The organism is Brevundimonas sp. LM2 (assembly GCF_002002865.1).
Lineage (GTDB): Bacteria > Pseudomonadota > Alphaproteobacteria > Caulobacterales > Caulobacteraceae > Brevundimonas.
This window is the reverse complement of record NZ_CP019508.1, coordinates 2545581-2560511: the sequence shown is the minus strand read 5'-3', so window position 1 is coordinate 2560511 and position 14931 is coordinate 2545581. Positions and strand designations below refer to the sequence as shown.

Below are 14931 nucleotides of genomic sequence, written 5' to 3'. Positions count from 1 at the left end.
GTTCTGCGAGCGGAGGGAAACATCAGGTCCGGGGCTGCGTCAAGCCGCCACAGCCCTAGATGGGCAGGTTGTCGATCAGTCGTGTCTTCCCGAGCCAGGCGGCCGCCAGGATTCGCGCCGGGGCATCGACCACGCCGTCGGGAAAGGCACCGAGATCGTCGGCCCGGCGCACGGCGACATAGTCGACCCGCTCGAATCCGGCCTTCAGCAGGTCCGTATAGGCGTCGCGCTCGACACCGGCGATCGGGCGGCGACCGGCCGCCTTGATGGCGGCCTCGGCCAGGACGCCGTTCAGGCGGCGGGCAATGTCCAGTTCCGCCTCGGACAGGTAGGCGTTGCGCGAGGACAGCGCCAGACCATGGCCGTCACGCATCGTGGCCACGCCGACGATCTCGGTCGGGATGTCGAGGTCGCGGGCCATGCGGGTGACGACCCGCAGCTGCTGGTAGTCCTTCTCGCCGAACATGGCGACGTCGGCCTGGACCTGGTTCAGCAGCTTGGCCACCACCACGGCGACGCCGCCGAAGAAATGGGGTCGGAAATCCGTCTCCAGTCCCCTGGACGGACCGCCGACGGTGACCGTGGTGACGAATCCGTCGGGGTACATCGCCTGCACGCTCGGCGCGAACAGCAGATGGCAGCCGGCTCCGGCCAACATCTCGGCGTCCTCGGCCTCGCGACGCGGGTAGGTGCCCAGATCCTCATGGGCCGCGAACTGGGTCGGGTTGACGAAGACGCTGGCGACCACCTTGTCGGCCCGCTGTCCCGCCTCGCGGACCAGGGTCAGATGCCCCTCATGAAGCGCCCCCATGGTCGGCACGAAAGACACGGTGAACCCCTGACGTCGCCAGTCGCGCACGGTCGCACGCAACGCCTCGACGTTTCGCGCGATGGGTAGGGGTGCAGTGGTGTCCGTCATGCTTACCCGATTAACCCTTCGACTTAAGCGTGTTTGTCCACGGGGCGGAAAACGGTCCCGGTCCAGAGTGCGGCTTATGACGCCCGGCACAACGCTTCGTCCAGTCCTTGTCCTCTGTCTCGTCGGCCTCGCAACCGCGTCGTGCGGTCAGGTCGAGGGCGATCCGCGTCGTTTCGAATCGCTGGCGGAGAGCGTGGCCAGCATCCCCCTCGGCGCTGAACCGGCCGCCCACGCCGAACGCCCGCGCCCGGTCGAGGTGAGCGCCGAGGCCGTCGAGAACCCCGGCGGGCTGCGGGTCGAGGTGATGGATCCGCACGCGCTCTGGGATGCCCGGGACGTCGGCCTGCGGGGCGCGATCGAACAGGCGCCGGCGATGGTCGCCGCCGCCGCGCCCGCCGTGACGAACGCCATGCTGCGCAGGGTCGTGGACCGGCCGCCCGTAGACCCACCGCTCCTGGACCGGCCGGTGCCCCTGCCGACACGGCCACCCTCGGCCCCGGAAGCCGCCCCGCGCGAGACGCTGCAACTGGGGGCCTTCGCCAGCCCCGCCGCCGCCCGCGCCGCCTGGACCCGGATCAGCTCTGCGGGCGGGGCGGTCTCCGTCCATCGCCCGGCCTTCGAGACGGTCGAGGTCGAAGGTCGCACCCTGACCCGGCTGAAGGTGACCGTGCCGTCCGACGACGCGCGCGCCGTGTGCCGCGCCGCCGACGCCGCCGCGCTGGGCTGCCTGCGCCGCGGGTGATCCACAGGCGTGGCTCAGGCTTCCGTTGACGGATGGGGCCGCGCGTCCGACTCTGGCGCACCATGATGACCGGCCGTGTGAGTCGGTGGTCGCCAGCATCCGGATCTCAAGGTCATGACGCAGCCCCATACCCATCAGGCTCAGGTCATCGTCGTCGGCAACGAGAAGGGTGGGGCGGGCAAGTCCACCCTGGCCATCCACATCGTCTGCGGTCTGCTGCATGCGGGCCGCAAGGTCGCCATCCTGGACCTTGATCTGCGTCAGCGCTCGATGGCGCATTTCTTCTCGCACCGGGCCGCCTGGACCGCCGCCAACGGCGTGACCCTGCCGATGCCGACGGAGCCGGATCTCGGCGACGGCAAGGCCCTGGCCAAGGCCGACGAAACCGAACAGCTGGCTCGGTTCGAGGCCGCCTTCGGCGAGGCCGTCGCCAGCGGGGCCGAGGTCATCCTGATCGACACGCCCGGGGGCGACACCGCCCTGTCGCGCGCCGCCCACGCCCGCGCCGACCAGATCGTGACGCCGATGAACGACAGCTTCGTCGATTTCGACATGCTGGGCACCGTCGATCCGGTGACCCTGGACCTGCTCAAGCCCTCGACCTATTCTGAGAGCGTGTGGGAAGCCCGCAAGCACCGCGCGATCAAGGAGGGCCGCCACGCCGCCATCGACTGGATCGTGGTCGTCAACCGCATGGCCGTGGCCGAGGCGCGCAACCGTCGCCGGCTGGAGGAGCGGATGCTGAAGCTGGCCAAGCGGGTCGGGTTCCGCGTCGGTCCGGGCCTGCGCGACCGGGTCATCTATCGCGAGCTGTTCCCCTTCGGCCTGACGGTCGCCGACCTGTCCAACGAGGTCCGGCCGGTGGCGGTGTCGCTGGCGCACGTCGCGGCGCGCCAGGAGATGCGCAACCTGATGCAGGCGCTCGGCCTGGACGACGTCAGCCTGCCCGCACTCGACGCCGCCGCTTGATCGGACATTTCGCATGGGCCTGATCTGGCTCGTGATGGCGGGCATCGTGGTCTGGGCCCTGATCCGCCTGGGCCGCCAGACCGAGGGACCGCGCCGGGGTCATTGGCGCGTGGCGGCGACCCTGGTCTCGGCCGCCTTGCTGGTGGGCGGGGTGCTGGCGCTGACCAAGGGGGCCTGGGTCAGCGGCGCGGGCCTGGTCGGGGCGGCGCTGTGGCTGGTGGTGGCGTCGCGGATGCGAACCGTGGCGGTGAAGCGCGAGGCGATCGACGACGCCGAGGCCCGGTCCATCCTGGGGGTGCCGGCGGGGGCGACGCCGGAGGCGGTGAACGCGGCCTGGCGCCGGCTGATGGGGCGGGCGCATCCGGATCAGGGCGGGACCGAGGGGCTGGCGGCGAAGCTCAATGCGGCGCGGGATCGGTTGTTGAAGAAGTAGCCCTCTCCCCTTGCGGGAGAGGGAGATCGCGCACGGCGGCGTAGCCGTCGTTCTGGCGCGGTCGGGTGAGGGGTGACACTCGATCTCACCCGTTAGGCAGAGAGACCCCTCACCCTTTCGCGCAAGTCCACTCGCTTCGCTCGCGGGCGCTCGAGCCCTCTCCCGCAAGGGGAGAGGGAAGCCTTTCCGACGACCTCAAACCCCCCTAAACCAACCGCCATGCCGAAGCTGACCTCCGCCGTCGATCCCGCCAGCGCCGCCTTCAAGGCGCTGCACGCCCACAACACCACCCTGAACGCCGAGCTGCGCGCGCGGGTGGCCCAGGCGGGGCGGGGCGGGTCGGACGCCAGCCGCGACCGGCACGTGGCGCGAGGCAAGCTGCTGCCGCGCGACCGGGTCGAGCGGCTGCTGGACCCCGGCTCTCCTTTCCTGGAGGTCGGCCAGCTGGCGGCCAACGGCATGTACAATGACGAGGCCCCCGGGGCCGGGATGATCTGCGGCGTCGGGCGCGTGTCCGGCCGCGAGGTCATGATCGTCGCCAACGATCCGACGGTGAAGGGCGGCGCCTATTTCCCGATGACGGTGAAGAAGCACCTGCGGGCCCAGGAGATCGCCGAACAGAACCGTCTGCCCTGCGTCTATCTGGTCGATTCCGGCGGGGCCAACCTGCCGCACCAGGCCGAGGTCTTCCCTGACCGCGATCATTTCGGCCGCATCTTCTTCAACCAGGCGCGGATGTCGGCCCAGGGCATTCCGCAGATCGCCTGCGTCATGGGGTCGTGTACGGCGGGCGGGGCCTATGTGCCCGCCATGTCGGACGAGACGGTCATCGTCCGCAACCAGGGCACCATCTTCCTGGCCGGACCGCCGCTGGTGAAGGCCGCGACCGGCGAGGTCATCTCGGCCGAGGAACTGGGCGGGGCGGAGACGCACGGTCGCAAGTCCGGCGTGGTCGACTATGTCGCCGAGACCGACGAGCACGCGCTGGAGATCGTGCGGGACATCGTCTGCCATCTGAATACCCTCAAACGCATCGATCTGGATGTGCGGGAACCCCGCGCCCCGGCCTTCGACGCCGAGGAGCTGTACGGCCTGATCCCCGACGACGTGCGGGCCCCCTATGACGCGCGCGAGGTGATCGCGCGGGTGGTCGACGGCTCGGAGTTCGAGGAGTTCAAGGCGCTGTATGGCCAGACCCTGGTCTGCGGCTTCGCCCGCATCTGGGGTTATCCGGTGGCCATCCTGGCCAACAACGGCGTGCTGTTCAGCGAGAGCGCGCTGAAGGGGGCGCATTTCATCGAACTGGCCTGCAAGCGGAAGATCCCGCTGGTGTTCCTGCAGAACATCTCGGGCTTCATGGTCGGCGGGAAGTACGAGGCGGGCGGGATCGCCAAGGACGGGGCCAAGCTGGTCACGGCCGTCGCCTCGGCCAATGTGCCCAAGTTCACCGTCCTAATCGGCGGCAGCTTCGGGGCCGGAAACTACGGCATGTGCGGGCGGGCCTATTCGCCGCGCTTCCTGTTCACCTGGCCCAACAGCCGGATCAGCGTCATGGGCGGCGAACAGGCGGCGGCGGTGCTGGCCACCGTCCACCGCGACGCCGACAGCTGGACGCCGGAACAGGCGGAAGCCTTTAAAGCGCCGGTCCGCCAGAAATACGAGGACGAGGGCAATCCCTACTATGCCACCGCCCGCCTGTGGGACGACGGGATCATCGACCCGGCGCAGACGCGGGACGTGCTGGGTCTAGCGATCAGCGCCAGCCTGAACGCGCCGATCGAGGACACGACCTTCGGCGTGTTCCGGATGTGATGGGATGGCCGGAACCTTCACGCCCCGGCTGACCAGTCTGCCTGCGGCTCAAAGGCGGCTATGGGCTGAGTTGTCGACCCTGCCGCCCGAGTATGTTCTTTACGGCGGGACGGCCATCGCGCTCCATCTGGGTCATCGCGACTCGATCGACTTCGACTTCTTCATCCCTCACGCGATCGACCCACGTCGCCTGCTGGAAGACCTGGCCATCCTGGACGGTGCGATCGTCACCCAGGTGGAGCCCGAGACGCTCAGCGTGACGCTTGATCGCGACGGTCCGATCAAGCTTTCGTTCTTCGGCGTCCCGAGACTGGGTCGGGTCCGGGAGCCATTGCGCGCCGACGACACGGGTCTGGCCGTGGCCGACCTGATCGACCTGGCCGGCACAAAGGTCTCCGTCGTCCAGGTGCGCGCCGAGGCGAAGGATTACATCGATGTCGGTGCCCTGCTGGGGGCGGGGTTGAGCCTCGCCGACATGCTGGCGGCGGGTCGGGCGATCTATGGACCCTCCTTTTCACCCCAGTCGGCGCTGAAGGCGCTGTCCTATTTCCATGATCCGATGCTCACCGCCCTGCCGATCGCCTTAAAGGACACATTGGGCCAAGCTGTCAGGGGCGTGGATCTGAGCACCCTGCCGGATCTGCAGGCCGTGGCACCCCGAAAGGCGGGTGTTTGATGCCCCTGCCGCTGAACGACGACACCCGGGCCGTAGCCAGTCGCGTGATCTGGTTCGAGGCACCTGAACAGGCGCTGGGGGATGCGAAGCGGTTCCTGGCCTATGCCTTTCGTTACGCAACCCATGAAGACATGCTGACCTTGCGCCGCTACATCAGCGACGACGGCTTGAGGGACGCGCTCGAGCAGGCACCGCCCGGCATCATCGACGGTCGGTCCTGGGCTTACTGGCACCTGATGCTCGACCTGCCGCCGCGCCCTCTGCCGACCCGCCAATTCGCCTGACACCCGGGCCCTAATGTGCTGCGGCGCGTTGGGGGCTCAAGGAGACCACCATGACCGACCCCACCGAGACCGACCTGAACGCCCTGGACATCACCGATGCCGAGGCGGCCGAGATGAACGCCATCGCCCATCCGCTGGTGCCCGATCCGGCCCCGGACGCGAACGACGATCTGGTCCAGATCGACTCCACCACGGGCGGGGTGGTGTTCATCACCCTCAACCGGCCGGCCAAGAAGAACGCCTTCGACGCCGCCACCGTCGCCGCCCTGCACGAGGCGTTCGAGACCCTGCATGGGGCCGACAATGTGCGCGCCGTCTTCATCCGCGGGGCGGGCGGGACCTTCAGCGCGGGGGCCGATCTGGGCTGGATGCGAGACGCCATCGGCTGGTCCGAGAGCGACAATCGCGACGACGCCATGATGCTGGCCAAGATGCTGAAGGCCCTGCACGATATCCCGGCCCTGACGGTCGCCCTGGTCGAGGGCGCGGCCATGGGCGGCGGCGCGGGCCTGGTCTGTGCCTGCGACATGGCGGTGGCCATCGAGGGCACGCGGTTCGCCTTCTCGGAGGTCAAGCTGGGCCTGATCCCGGCGACCATCGCCCCCTATGTGGTCGAGGCCGTGGGGGCGCGGCGGGCCCGGCAGCTGTTCATGACGGCCAACATCTTCGACGCCGACTATGCGGCCCACGCCGGGATCATCGACATGGTCCTGCCCGAGGGGTCGATGGACGAGTTCATCTCCATGTTGACCGACAGCCTGACCCAGAATGCCCCCGGGGCCATGGGCGAGGCCAAGCGGCTGATCAACGACGTCGTCGGCCAGAAGATCGACCGCGGCCTGATGGAGGAGACCGCCAAACGCATCGCCCGGGCCCGGGTCTCCGAAGAGGGGCAGGAGGGCGTCCGCGCCTTCCTCGACAAGCGCGCGCCGCGCTGGGCGGAGTGACCGACCGGCGGTTTTGCGCTAGGCTGCGGCCATGACCGTGCACCAGCCCGTCCATCCGGAATGGTCTCTCGAAGCGGAGAATGAGCTTTTCGAGATGGCGAACCTGTATCCCCGCGACACCGGTTTGCCGATGACCGTCTGGGTCAGCCCCAGGGGCAATGCTCGGCATGACGTGCGGGTGAAGGTGTGCCGCCCGCACGGAGATCGCATGATCGTCGAGGACACGGCGGTGGTTGGGGTGCGCCCCGAGCCGCGCGTCATCGAAGGGCCGCTGGCGACCGCCGATTTCCATCGCGTGGCGGCCTGGATCCGGCTGAATGAGGCGGCTCTGGTGGGCTATTGGGACGGCGATCTGAGCACGGGTCAGTTCGTCCGGGCGCTGCAGACCGTCTAGGCGCGCCGCTTCGACCCTCGACCCTCGCCCCGCGCGCCTCTAAACCGACGCTATGTTCACCTCCGTCCTGGTCGCCAATCGTGGCGAAATCGCCTGCCGCGTCTTCCGCACCGCCCGGCGGATGGGAATCCGCACCATCGCCGTCTATTCCGAGGCCGACGCCCGGGCCTTGCATGTGCGCGAGGCCGATGAGGCGGTGCTGATCGGGCCGGCGCCGGCGCGCGAGAGCTATCTGGATGCGGACAAGGTGCTGGCGGCGGCGAGGGCGACGGGGGCCGAGGCCATCCACCCGGGCTATGGCTTCATGAGCGAGAACGCGGACTTCGCCGAGGCGGTGATGGCGGCGGGGATCGTCTGGATCGGGGCCCCGCCGGCGGCGATCCGGGCCATGGGGCTGAAGGACGCGGCCAAAAAACTGATGGTCGAGGCGGGGGTGCCCGTGACGCCCGGATACATGGGGGCGGACCAGTCGCCGGAGCGGCTGAAGGCCGAGGCGGACGCGATCGGCTATCCGGTGCTGATCAAGGCGGTGGCGGGCGGCGGCGGCAAGGGGATGCGCAGGGTCGATGCGGGCGAGGCGTTCTTGGATGCGCTGGGGTCGTGCCGGCGCGAGGCGGCGTCGAGCTTCGGCGACGACCGGGTGCTGATCGAGAAATACATCCTGTCGCCGCGCCATATCGAGGTTCAGGTGTTCGGCGACGCCCACGGCGAGGTCGTGCACCTGTTCGAGCGCGACTGCTCGCTGCAGCGCCGCCACCAGAAGGTGATCGAGGAGGCCCCGGCCCCCGGCATGGACGACGCGACGCGGGCGGCGGTGACGGCGGCGGCGGTCAAGGCGGCCAAGGCCGTGAACTACGTCGGGGCGGGGACCATCGAGTTCATCGCCGACGGGACCGAAGGCCTGCGCGCCGACCGCATCTGGTTCATGGAGATGAACACCCGGCTGCAGGTCGAACACCCGGTGACCGAGGCCATCACCGGCGTCGACCTGGTCGAATGGCAGTTCCGGGCGGCGGCGGGCGAGCCGGTGCCGCTGAGGCAGGACGAGTTGAGCATCAACGGCTGGGCCATGGAGGCGCGGCTGTATGCCGAGGATCCGGCGAACGGCTTCCTGCCGAGCATCGGCAAGCTGGATCATTTCGTCCTGCCTGACGGGGTGCGGATCGACACAGGCGTGGAGCAGGGCGGCGAGGTCAGCCAGTTCTACGACCCCATGATCGCCAAGCTGATCGTCCATGCGGAGACGCGCGAGGCCGCCGCCGAGGGGCTGGCCGAGGCGTGCGGCGCGGTCGAGGTGTGGCCGGTGCGGACCAATGCCGGGTTCCTGGTGCGGTGTCTGGAGCATCCGCGCTTCGTGGTGGGGGATGTGGACACAGGGTTCATCGGGGCGGAGGAGGGGGGGCTGGTCGCAACCCATCCTTCGGGGCTGGTGCGCATCGCGGCTTTGACGCTCACGGCTGAGGATCAGCATCTCGGGTCAAGGCCTTGGGCGTCGGATCGCGAAACGCCTTGGGAAGCCGATGCCAATAATCCGGCCAGCGGCTTTCGGTTGAATGCCCCGCGTCGAGCGAGTTATCGCGCGGCGGTTGGCGGAGAGCACGTTTCGGGCATTGTGCTCTCGCGTCAGTCCGGTGATTTCTCGTGGGACGTCCAGATCGAGGACCAGGGATTCGTGAGCCGAAGCAAGCCCCGGCGCATTGAAGTCGAGGGGGTCGGGACGGTCGGGTATCGCGGGAGTTGGCGAGACACAGCCTGCCTTGTCTTTGATCGAGGGTGGGCGTGGCAAGTCACTGAGCCGCGGTTCAACTCCAGCATGAGCGCTGCCGCCTCCGACGGTTCCCTGCGCGCGCCCATGCCGGGCAAGATCGTGGCGACGCCGGCGAAGGCGGGGGATGTGGTGGCCAAGGGGCAGCCGGTCATCGTGCTGGAGGCCATGAAGATGGAGCATGCGCTGAACGCGCCGTTTGACGGGATGGTGGGCGAGGTGGCCTTCGCCGTCGGGGATCAGGTGGCGGCGGATGCGGTGCTGGCTATGGTCTTGAAGCAGGAGAGCGCGTGATGATGATCGAAATGTTCCTTGTGCTTGCCATGGCGGGCCAGGATCCAAGCGTCGCAGTCTCGCCAGAGATTGCTCCCGACCCTTCCGGCGCAGATCTCGAGTGCTCAAGTCTGATGGCGATCAGCCTAGGGACTGCCAACAGTGCAGATCAGGCGCGCAGCCTCACGGGAGGTCTGATGTATTTCCTGGGCCGCCTGGAGGCTCGGGTGCCGCATGAAGATTGGCCAGCGCGGATCGAAACGCATATCCGCGAGCGCGGGATCGACGGCGTCTTCGCCTCTGCAGATCGCTGCTCAGCGGAGCTTGCCCGGGCCGGGAACATGATCCCTGCCATCGGGCAAGGCGTGACCCGCGTATTGAATTAAACCAGCGCAAGACGTTCGCCAGCTCGGCCGGAGCCTTCGAGTTCGTGGGCAGGACGCGGCTGATGCCGCCAGCTGCGATGGTCTCGAAACCCGGATCCCGCTCATCCCGGCGAAAGCCGGGATCCAGTTCTTTCGCGGGGCAGTGCGTCCGGGATCGGCGGCAACGCGCTATCGGTGTGGCGGATCGCCCAAAGCACTGGATCCCGGCTTTCGCCGGGATGAACGGAAGGGTTAGAGCAGGGCATGCCTCTTCACATGATCAAGCTGTGCGTCGGTGTCACCGAGGTGGAGACGCTGGAACGGCGGGCGGGGAAGGGGGACTGGCTGACGGTCCATACCCGGATGACGCCCAAGCGGGCGGCCGAGATCGAGGACGGCGGGTCGCTGTTCTGGGTGATGAAGGGGTCGGTGACCTGCCGGATGCCGATCCTGGACGTCTCGACCAAGGGCGAGGGCAAGGCGTCGATGTGCCTGATTCAGCTGTCGCCCGAGGTGATCCGCACGGCCCCCCAGGCACGTCGGCCGTTCCAGGGCTGGCGCTATCTGGAACCCAAGGACGCGCCGGCGGACCTGTCGTCGATGGACGCGGGGGAGATGCCGGAGGAACTGGCGATGCAGCTGAGGGAGATGGGGGCTTGGTAGGGGGGCTGGGTGACTGGTGGTTGGTGGCTGGTGAGGTGCACCCGCGACCGTGTATAGCCGCCAGCCTTCGGTCTTGATCCCAGCCACCAGCCACCTAGCCACCAGCCACCATGCTCTCCCCCGCCACCCGAACCGCGACCCGCGATCTGCTGACCCTGGCCTGGCCGGTGGTGCTGGCGCGGATCGGGATCATGACGATGGGGCTGACCGACGCCATCGTGGTCGGCAACTATTCCAGCACCGAGCTGGCCTACAGCTCCCTGGCCCTGGCCCCGACGTCGATCATGGTGACGACGGCGGTGGGCCTGCTGCTGGGCGTGCAGGTGATGACGGCGCGGCGGATCGGCGAGGGCCGGCGCGACGAGGCCGGGGCCGTGCTGCGGCGCGGGCTGGTCTACTCGCTGCAGCTGGGGATCGCGGCGATGATCGCCCTGATCGTGGTCGGGCCGTGGGCCCTGACGCAGCTGAACCTGGCCGACGGTCTGGGCGAGGGGGCGCGACCGGCGCTGATCGTCTTCGCCCTGGGCATGCCGGCGTATCTGATCTCGGTGGCGGCGCAGTTCTTTCTCGAGGCCCTGGGCAAGCCCAAGCCGGGCATGATCGCCATGTGGGTCGCCAATGGCGTCAATCTGGCGCTGAACCTGCTGCTGGTGCCCGACATCCTGGGGATCGGGCTGTTCGGGGCGGAGGCGTCCGCCTGGGCCACCTTCTTCGCGCGGGGCTCGCTGGCCGTGTTCCTGCTGATCTATATCGCCCGCCTGCCCGAGGCACGGGCGCTGGGGGTGTTCAGCAAGGCCCCGAAGGACCCGCCGGCCGAGCGCGAGCAGATCAAGATCGGGGCCGGGTCGGGCGCGTCCTATTTCATCGAGGTCGGGGCCTTCGCGCTGATGACCTTTATCGCCGGACAGCTGGGGACCGAGGAGACGGCCGCCTGGGCCATCGTGCTCAATATCTCGGCCATCGTCTTCATGGTGCCGATGGGGCTGTCGTCGGCCACGGCCGTGCTGGTGGGCCAGGCCTACGGGGCCGGGGATGCGCGCGGGGTGCTGAGGAACGGCCTGGTCGGGATCGGGACGATCGCCGTCCTGACCCTGGTCGTGGCGCTGGTGGTGTGGCCGACCGCGCCCCTGCTGATCGCCGCCTACAACCGCGACCCTCTTCTGGCGGCGATCGCGGTGCCGGCCCTGGTGCTGGCCAGCCTGTTCTTCGTCGCCGACGGCATCCAGGTGGTGGCGTCCCAGGCCAACCGCGCGGCGGGCGACGTCTGGTGGCCGACGATCATGCATTTCTTCTCGTACGGGGCCGTGATGATGCCGCTGGGCTGGGTGCTGGCCCACCGGATCGGGGTCGATGGTCTGGTCTGGGCGGTGATCATCGCCAGTCTGGTGTCGGCGAGTTTGCTGACGGGGCGGTTCGTTCGGGTGGCGGGGAGATTAGGGCTTAGGGCTTAGGGCTTAGGTCATAAGGCCACCGGGGTTGCGGTAGGCGTCCGCACTCGCCACTAACCAAAGCTAAGCCCTAAGCCCTAAGCCCTAAGCCCTCGAGTTCCATGCCCCGCATCCTGATCACCTCGGCTCTGCCCTATATCAACGGCATCAAGCATCTGGGTAATCTGGCCGGGTCGATGCTGCCGGCCGACGTCTATGCGCGGTTCAAGCGGGGGCAGGGGCATGAGGTCCTCTACATCTGCGCCACCGACGAGCACGGCACCCCGGCCGAACTGGCCGCCGCCGCCGCTGGTCAGGACGTCCAGACCTATTGCGACGAACAGCACGAGGTCCAGAAGGCCGCCGGTGAGGCGTTCGGCCTGAGCTACGACTGGTTCGGCCGGTCGTCGCGCGCGCCCAACCGCCGCCTGACCGAGCATTTCGCCAAGGCGCTGGAGGCGAACGGGCTGATCGAGGAGCGGGTCGACCGGATGGTCTATTCGATCGACGACGCGCGGTTCCTGCCGGACCGCTACGTCGAGGGGACCTGCCCGCACTGCGGACACGTCGGCGCGCGGGGCGATCAGTGCGACAACTGCGGGCGGCTGCTGGACCCGACGGACCTGATCGCGCCGTATTCGGCCGTGTCGGGCTCGACCAACCTGGAGGTGCGCGACACCCGCCACCTGTATCTGTTGCAGACCAAGATCGAGGACCGGATCCGGGCCTGGATCGAATCCAAGACCGACTGGCAGACCCTGGCGAAGTCGATCGCGCTGAAGCACTTGGACGAGGGGCTGATCGACCGGGGCATCACGCGCGACCTGAAATGGGGCGTGCCGGTGGTCGGCGACGACGGCGGGCCGCGTCCGGGCATGGAGGGCAAGGTCTTCTACGTCTGGTTCGACGCCCCGATCGAATACATTGGCGCGACCGAGGAGTGGGCGCAGGCGAACGATGGAAACTGGGAGAGCTGGTGGCGTCTGGATCGTGGCGCAGACGACGTCCGCTACGTCCAGTTCATGGGCAAGGACAACGTCGCCTTCCACACCGTGTCCTTCCCCGCGACGATCCTGGGCTCGGGCGAGCCGTGGAAGACGGTCGACACGTTGAAGGCCTTCAACTGGCTGAACTGGTACGGCGGCAAGTTCTCGACCTCGCAGAAGCGCGGGGTCTTCATGGACCAGGCGCTGGAAATCCTGCCCGCCGACTACTGGCGCTGGCACCTGACGGCCTATGGGCCCGAGGGGTCGGACGCGGCCTTCACCTGGGAGCAGTTCCAGTCGACGACCAACAAGGACCTGGCCGATGTGCTGGGGAATTTCGTCAACCGGATCGTCAAGTTCGCGGAGTCGAAGTTCGAGGGCGTCGTGCCGGACGGCGGCGAACCGGGGCCGCTGGAGGCCAAGCTGGAGGCCGATGTGGCGGCGGGCATCGCCGAGGCGACGGCGGCCTTCGAGGCGATGGAGTTCAGGAAGGCCTGCGTGGCCCTGCGCGCCGTCTGGGTGCTGGGCAACGAATACCTGCAGGAGGCCGCGCCCTGGACCGCCTACAAGACCGATGTCGAACGCTCGGCGGTGGGGGTGCGGACGGGGTTGAACCTGGTCGCCCTGTTCGCCCGGCTGGCGGCGCCGGTGATGCCCTTCACCGCCCCGACGATCGCGGCGACGGTGGGGGAGAGCGACCTGTCCTGGCCGACGGCGGGCGAGGGGCTGCTGGACCGGCTGCCGCGCGGCCAGAAGGTGGCCTCGGCCGAGGTGCTGTTCAAGAAGATCGAGGACGCGCAGGTGGCCGAGTGGAGCGAGCGGTTCGGCGGCGCGGACTAGCTAGGAGGCGAGCTTCAGTTCGAGCGAGGGGGGCGGGACCGCGTGTCCGACGTCTTCTGCCGCCTCCATCCAGGCGATGATGGCGTCGCGGACATTGACGATGGCCTCTTCCGGCGTCTCGCCGTCGCTCATGCAGCCCGGCAGATCCGGCACCCGCGCGGCATAGCCGCCCCCGTCCGGCTCAGACAGGGGCTGGACGATGACCGGATAGGCGGACGGGTCGGCGTTCATTTCGGCAGCTCGTCGATGAACTTGATCAGGTCGCGAATGTACACCGGCTTGATCGGCCGCGCGACGGGATCGAAAGCTTCCGCCGCATCGCCGGATGCGCGATCTTGTAATGGGAACCGCCGCCTCTGGAGGGCTCGCAGAGAACGCCGTAGTGGCGACAGACCGTCTCGACATCCTGGATGCGCCATCTGCCATAGGGGTTGACGCGCATCTCCTCGAGCCGCTGCATCCTCGTCCTCGCTGGTCACCCCGGCTCCAGAGCAGGGCCCCGCCCAGAGGAAGCCCTTGTCCAGGGCGCTGGACAAGGGGATCGACAGCTCAGTGCGCCCGGGAACCTAAGCCGCGGGCGCGGCCGTCACGGGGGGCGGCGCGTCGGCGGGGGCGGTCGGGGTCGGCGGGGCGGGCAAGGCGCTGTCCTCGGTGCGCACGCCCTTCAGATGCTTGGCCGCCTCTTCCTCGCCGATGTCGAGGAAGGCCGGGGCCGAGGCGTTGAACGCCTCCGTCCGGTCGGTCCGCACGATCACCGAACGCGCGCCGTCCCAGATCATGTGCAGGGCGACGTAGAGGACGATGACCAGGCCGACGTAGCTGATCCAGCGGTATTTGTTCAGCAGCCTGGCGATGAAGGTGGCGGCCAGGCCCATCAGGGCGATCGACAGGATCAGGCCGAAGACCATGATCCAGGGGTGGTCGTGCGCCGCCCCGGCGACGGCCAGCACATTGTCCAGCGACATGGTGATGTCGGCGATCATGATCTGCAGCAGGGCGGCTCCGAAGCTCTTGCGCTTCAGGCCCAGCTCTTCCGGCGAGGGGCCCTTGCCGTGCTCGATGGCCAGGGCCAGTTCGAGTTCCTTCTGGGCCTCGGCCTGGTCGTGGGTCTTCTGCTCCTGGATCTCGCGCCACATCTTCCAGCACACCCAGAGCAGCAGCACCCCGCCGGCCAGCAGCAGGCCGACGATGGCCAACAGCTGGACCGTGACCAGGGCGAAACCGATCCGCATGACCACAGCGGCGGCCAGGCCGATCAGGATGGCCTTGCGGCGCTGATCGACCGGCAGGGCGGCGGCCGCCAGGCCCACGGCCACGGCGTTGTCGCCGGCCAGGACCAGGTCGATGGCCAGCACCTGACCCAGGGCGGTCAGCTGGCTTGAGAACTCGGGGGAGCTGAGAAATTCCATGGGGCGGTCTCTAGCGGGGAGGGGCCG

General features: G+C 68.6%; 17 protein-coding genes. 13 read left to right on the top strand and 4 right to left on the bottom strand.

The window, feature by feature from the left end; all coding sequences use genetic code 11:
- Positions 1-55 precede the first annotated feature (55 nt).
- Positions 56-919: a pantoate--beta-alanine ligase gene (gene panC, locus BZG35_RS12675; RefSeq protein WP_077355982.1), complete on the bottom strand. Its 864-nt coding sequence runs from the start codon at positions 917-919 to the stop codon at positions 56-58.
- Between the two features lie 193 nt (positions 920-1112).
- Between panC and BZG35_RS12670 the strand changes: the two genes are divergently transcribed.
- The 13 genes from BZG35_RS12670 to metG all read left to right on the top strand — a co-directional run bounded on the left by BZG35_RS12670 (position 1113) and on the right by metG (position 13495).
- Positions 1113-1661 carry an SPOR domain-containing protein gene (locus tag BZG35_RS12670; protein WP_171981953.1) on the top strand — a complete coding sequence of 183 codons (549 nt, stop codon included), beginning with the start codon at positions 1113-1115 and terminating at the stop codon, positions 1659-1661.
- A 114-nt stretch (positions 1662-1775) separates the two neighbouring features.
- Entirely contained in the window at positions 1776-2630 is an 855-nt protein-coding gene (locus tag BZG35_RS12665; protein ID WP_077355980.1) for a division plane positioning ATPase MipZ, read from the top strand.
- A 13-nt stretch (positions 2631-2643) separates the two neighbouring features.
- Positions 2644-3063 carry a molecular chaperone DnaJ gene (locus BZG35_RS12660; protein ID WP_077355979.1) on the top strand — a complete coding sequence of 140 codons (420 nt, stop codon included), beginning with the start codon at positions 2644-2646 and terminating at the stop codon, positions 3061-3063.
- Positions 3064-3282: 219 nt separating this feature from the next.
- On the top strand, positions 3283-4875 hold the full coding sequence (locus tag BZG35_RS12655; protein WP_077355978.1) for a carboxyl transferase domain-containing protein: 1593 nt from the start codon (positions 3283-3285) through the stop codon (positions 4873-4875).
- A gap of 4 nt (positions 4876-4879) precedes the next feature.
- Entirely contained in the window at positions 4880-5551 is a 672-nt protein-coding gene (locus BZG35_RS12650; protein WP_077355977.1) for a nucleotidyl transferase AbiEii/AbiGii toxin family protein, read from the top strand.
- Positions 5551-5835: a hypothetical protein gene (locus BZG35_RS12645; protein WP_077355976.1), complete on the top strand. Its 285-nt coding sequence runs from the start codon at positions 5551-5553 to the stop codon at positions 5833-5835. Before BZG35_RS12650 ends, BZG35_RS12645 begins: the two co-directional genes overlap by 1 nt.
- 50 nt (positions 5836-5885) lie before the next feature.
- Positions 5886-6782, top strand: coding sequence for an enoyl-CoA hydratase-related protein (locus BZG35_RS12640; RefSeq protein ID WP_077355975.1), 897 nt, complete (start codon positions 5886-5888; stop codon positions 6780-6782).
- A 31-nt stretch (positions 6783-6813) separates the two neighbouring features.
- Positions 6814-7176: a hypothetical protein gene (locus tag BZG35_RS12635; RefSeq protein ID WP_077355974.1), complete on the top strand. Its 363-nt coding sequence runs from the start codon at positions 6814-6816 to the stop codon at positions 7174-7176.
- A gap of 52 nt (positions 7177-7228) precedes the next feature.
- Positions 7229-9235 (top strand): biotin carboxylase N-terminal domain-containing protein, encoded by a 2007-nt coding sequence (locus BZG35_RS12630; RefSeq protein ID WP_077355973.1) that lies wholly within the window; start codon positions 7229-7231, stop codon positions 9233-9235.
- Positions 9235-9600 carry a hypothetical protein gene (locus BZG35_RS12625; RefSeq protein WP_077355972.1) on the top strand — a complete coding sequence of 122 codons (366 nt, stop codon included), beginning with the start codon at positions 9235-9237 and terminating at the stop codon, positions 9598-9600. The genes BZG35_RS12630 and BZG35_RS12625 overlap by 1 nt, the downstream gene beginning before the upstream one ends.
- 243 nt (positions 9601-9843) lie before the next feature.
- Entirely contained in the window at positions 9844-10242 is a 399-nt protein-coding gene (locus tag BZG35_RS12620) for a DUF1489 family protein (protein WP_077355971.1), read from the top strand.
- Positions 10243-10352: 110 nt separating this feature from the next.
- Positions 10353-11693 (top strand): MATE family efflux transporter, encoded by a 1341-nt coding sequence (locus tag BZG35_RS12615; RefSeq protein WP_077355970.1) that lies wholly within the window; start codon positions 10353-10355, stop codon positions 11691-11693.
- Positions 11694-11791: 98 nt separating this feature from the next.
- Positions 11792-13495, top strand: a complete 1704-nt coding sequence (gene metG, locus BZG35_RS12610) for a methionine--tRNA ligase (protein WP_077355969.1) — start codon at positions 11792-11794, stop codon at positions 13493-13495.
- Here the strand turns inward: metG and BZG35_RS12605 are convergent, their stop codons facing one another.
- From BZG35_RS12605 to BZG35_RS12595, 3 genes are all read right to left on the bottom strand, one after another.
- Positions 13496-13726, bottom strand: a complete 231-nt coding sequence (locus BZG35_RS12605; RefSeq protein WP_077355968.1) for a type II toxin-antitoxin system HicB family antitoxin — start codon at positions 13724-13726, stop codon at positions 13496-13498.
- The gene (locus BZG35_RS12600; RefSeq protein ID WP_253189162.1) at positions 13723-13974 is read right to left on the bottom strand and encodes a hypothetical protein; all 252 of its coding nucleotides are present in this window, start codon (positions 13972-13974) and stop codon (positions 13723-13725) included. The genes BZG35_RS12605 and BZG35_RS12600 overlap by 4 nt, the downstream gene beginning before the upstream one ends.
- An 87-nt stretch (positions 13975-14061) precedes the next feature.
- On the bottom strand, positions 14062-14904 hold the full coding sequence (locus BZG35_RS12595; protein ID WP_077355967.1) for a TerC family protein: 843 nt from the start codon (positions 14902-14904) through the stop codon (positions 14062-14064).
- Positions 14905-14931: the final 27 nt, after the last annotated feature.

Excerpts from the sequence above, each read along its gene's own strand:
- panC (WP_077355982.1), bottom strand. The coding sequence starts at position 919 with ATGACGGACACCACTGCACCCCTACCCATCGCGCGAAACGTCGAGGCG.
- BZG35_RS12665 (WP_077355980.1), top strand. The coding sequence starts at position 1,776 with ATGACGCAGCCCCATACCCATCAGGCTCAGGTCATCGTCGTCGGCAAC.
- BZG35_RS12660 (WP_077355979.1), top strand. The coding sequence starts at position 2,644 with ATGGGCCTGATCTGGCTCGTGATGGCGGGCATCGTGGTCTGGGCCCTG.
- BZG35_RS12655 (WP_077355978.1), top strand. The coding sequence starts at position 3,283 with ATGCCGAAGCTGACCTCCGCCGTCGATCCCGCCAGCGCCGCCTTCAAG.
- BZG35_RS12650 (WP_077355977.1), top strand. The coding sequence starts at position 4,880 with ATGGCCGGAACCTTCACGCCCCGGCTGACCAGTCTGCCTGCGGCTCAA.
- BZG35_RS12645 (WP_077355976.1), top strand. The coding sequence starts at position 5,551 with ATGCCCCTGCCGCTGAACGACGACACCCGGGCCGTAGCCAGTCGCGTG.
- BZG35_RS12640 (WP_077355975.1), top strand. The coding sequence starts at position 5,886 with ATGACCGACCCCACCGAGACCGACCTGAACGCCCTGGACATCACCGAT.
- BZG35_RS12635 (WP_077355974.1), top strand. The coding sequence starts at position 6,814 with ATGACCGTGCACCAGCCCGTCCATCCGGAATGGTCTCTCGAAGCGGAG.
- BZG35_RS12630 (WP_077355973.1), top strand. The coding sequence starts at position 7,229 with ATGTTCACCTCCGTCCTGGTCGCCAATCGTGGCGAAATCGCCTGCCGC.
- BZG35_RS12625 (WP_077355972.1), top strand. The coding sequence starts at position 9,235 with ATGATGATCGAAATGTTCCTTGTGCTTGCCATGGCGGGCCAGGATCCA.
- BZG35_RS12620 (WP_077355971.1), top strand. The coding sequence starts at position 9,844 with ATGCCTCTTCACATGATCAAGCTGTGCGTCGGTGTCACCGAGGTGGAG.
- BZG35_RS12615 (WP_077355970.1), top strand. The coding sequence starts at position 10,353 with ATGCTCTCCCCCGCCACCCGAACCGCGACCCGCGATCTGCTGACCCTG.
- metG (WP_077355969.1), top strand. The coding sequence starts at position 11,792 with ATGCCCCGCATCCTGATCACCTCGGCTCTGCCCTATATCAACGGCATC.
- BZG35_RS12605 (WP_077355968.1), bottom strand. The coding sequence starts at position 13,726 with ATGAACGCCGACCCGTCCGCCTATCCGGTCATCGTCCAGCCCCTGTCT.
- BZG35_RS12595 (WP_077355967.1), bottom strand. The coding sequence starts at position 14,904 with ATGGAATTTCTCAGCTCCCCCGAGTTCTCAAGCCAGCTGACCGCCCTG.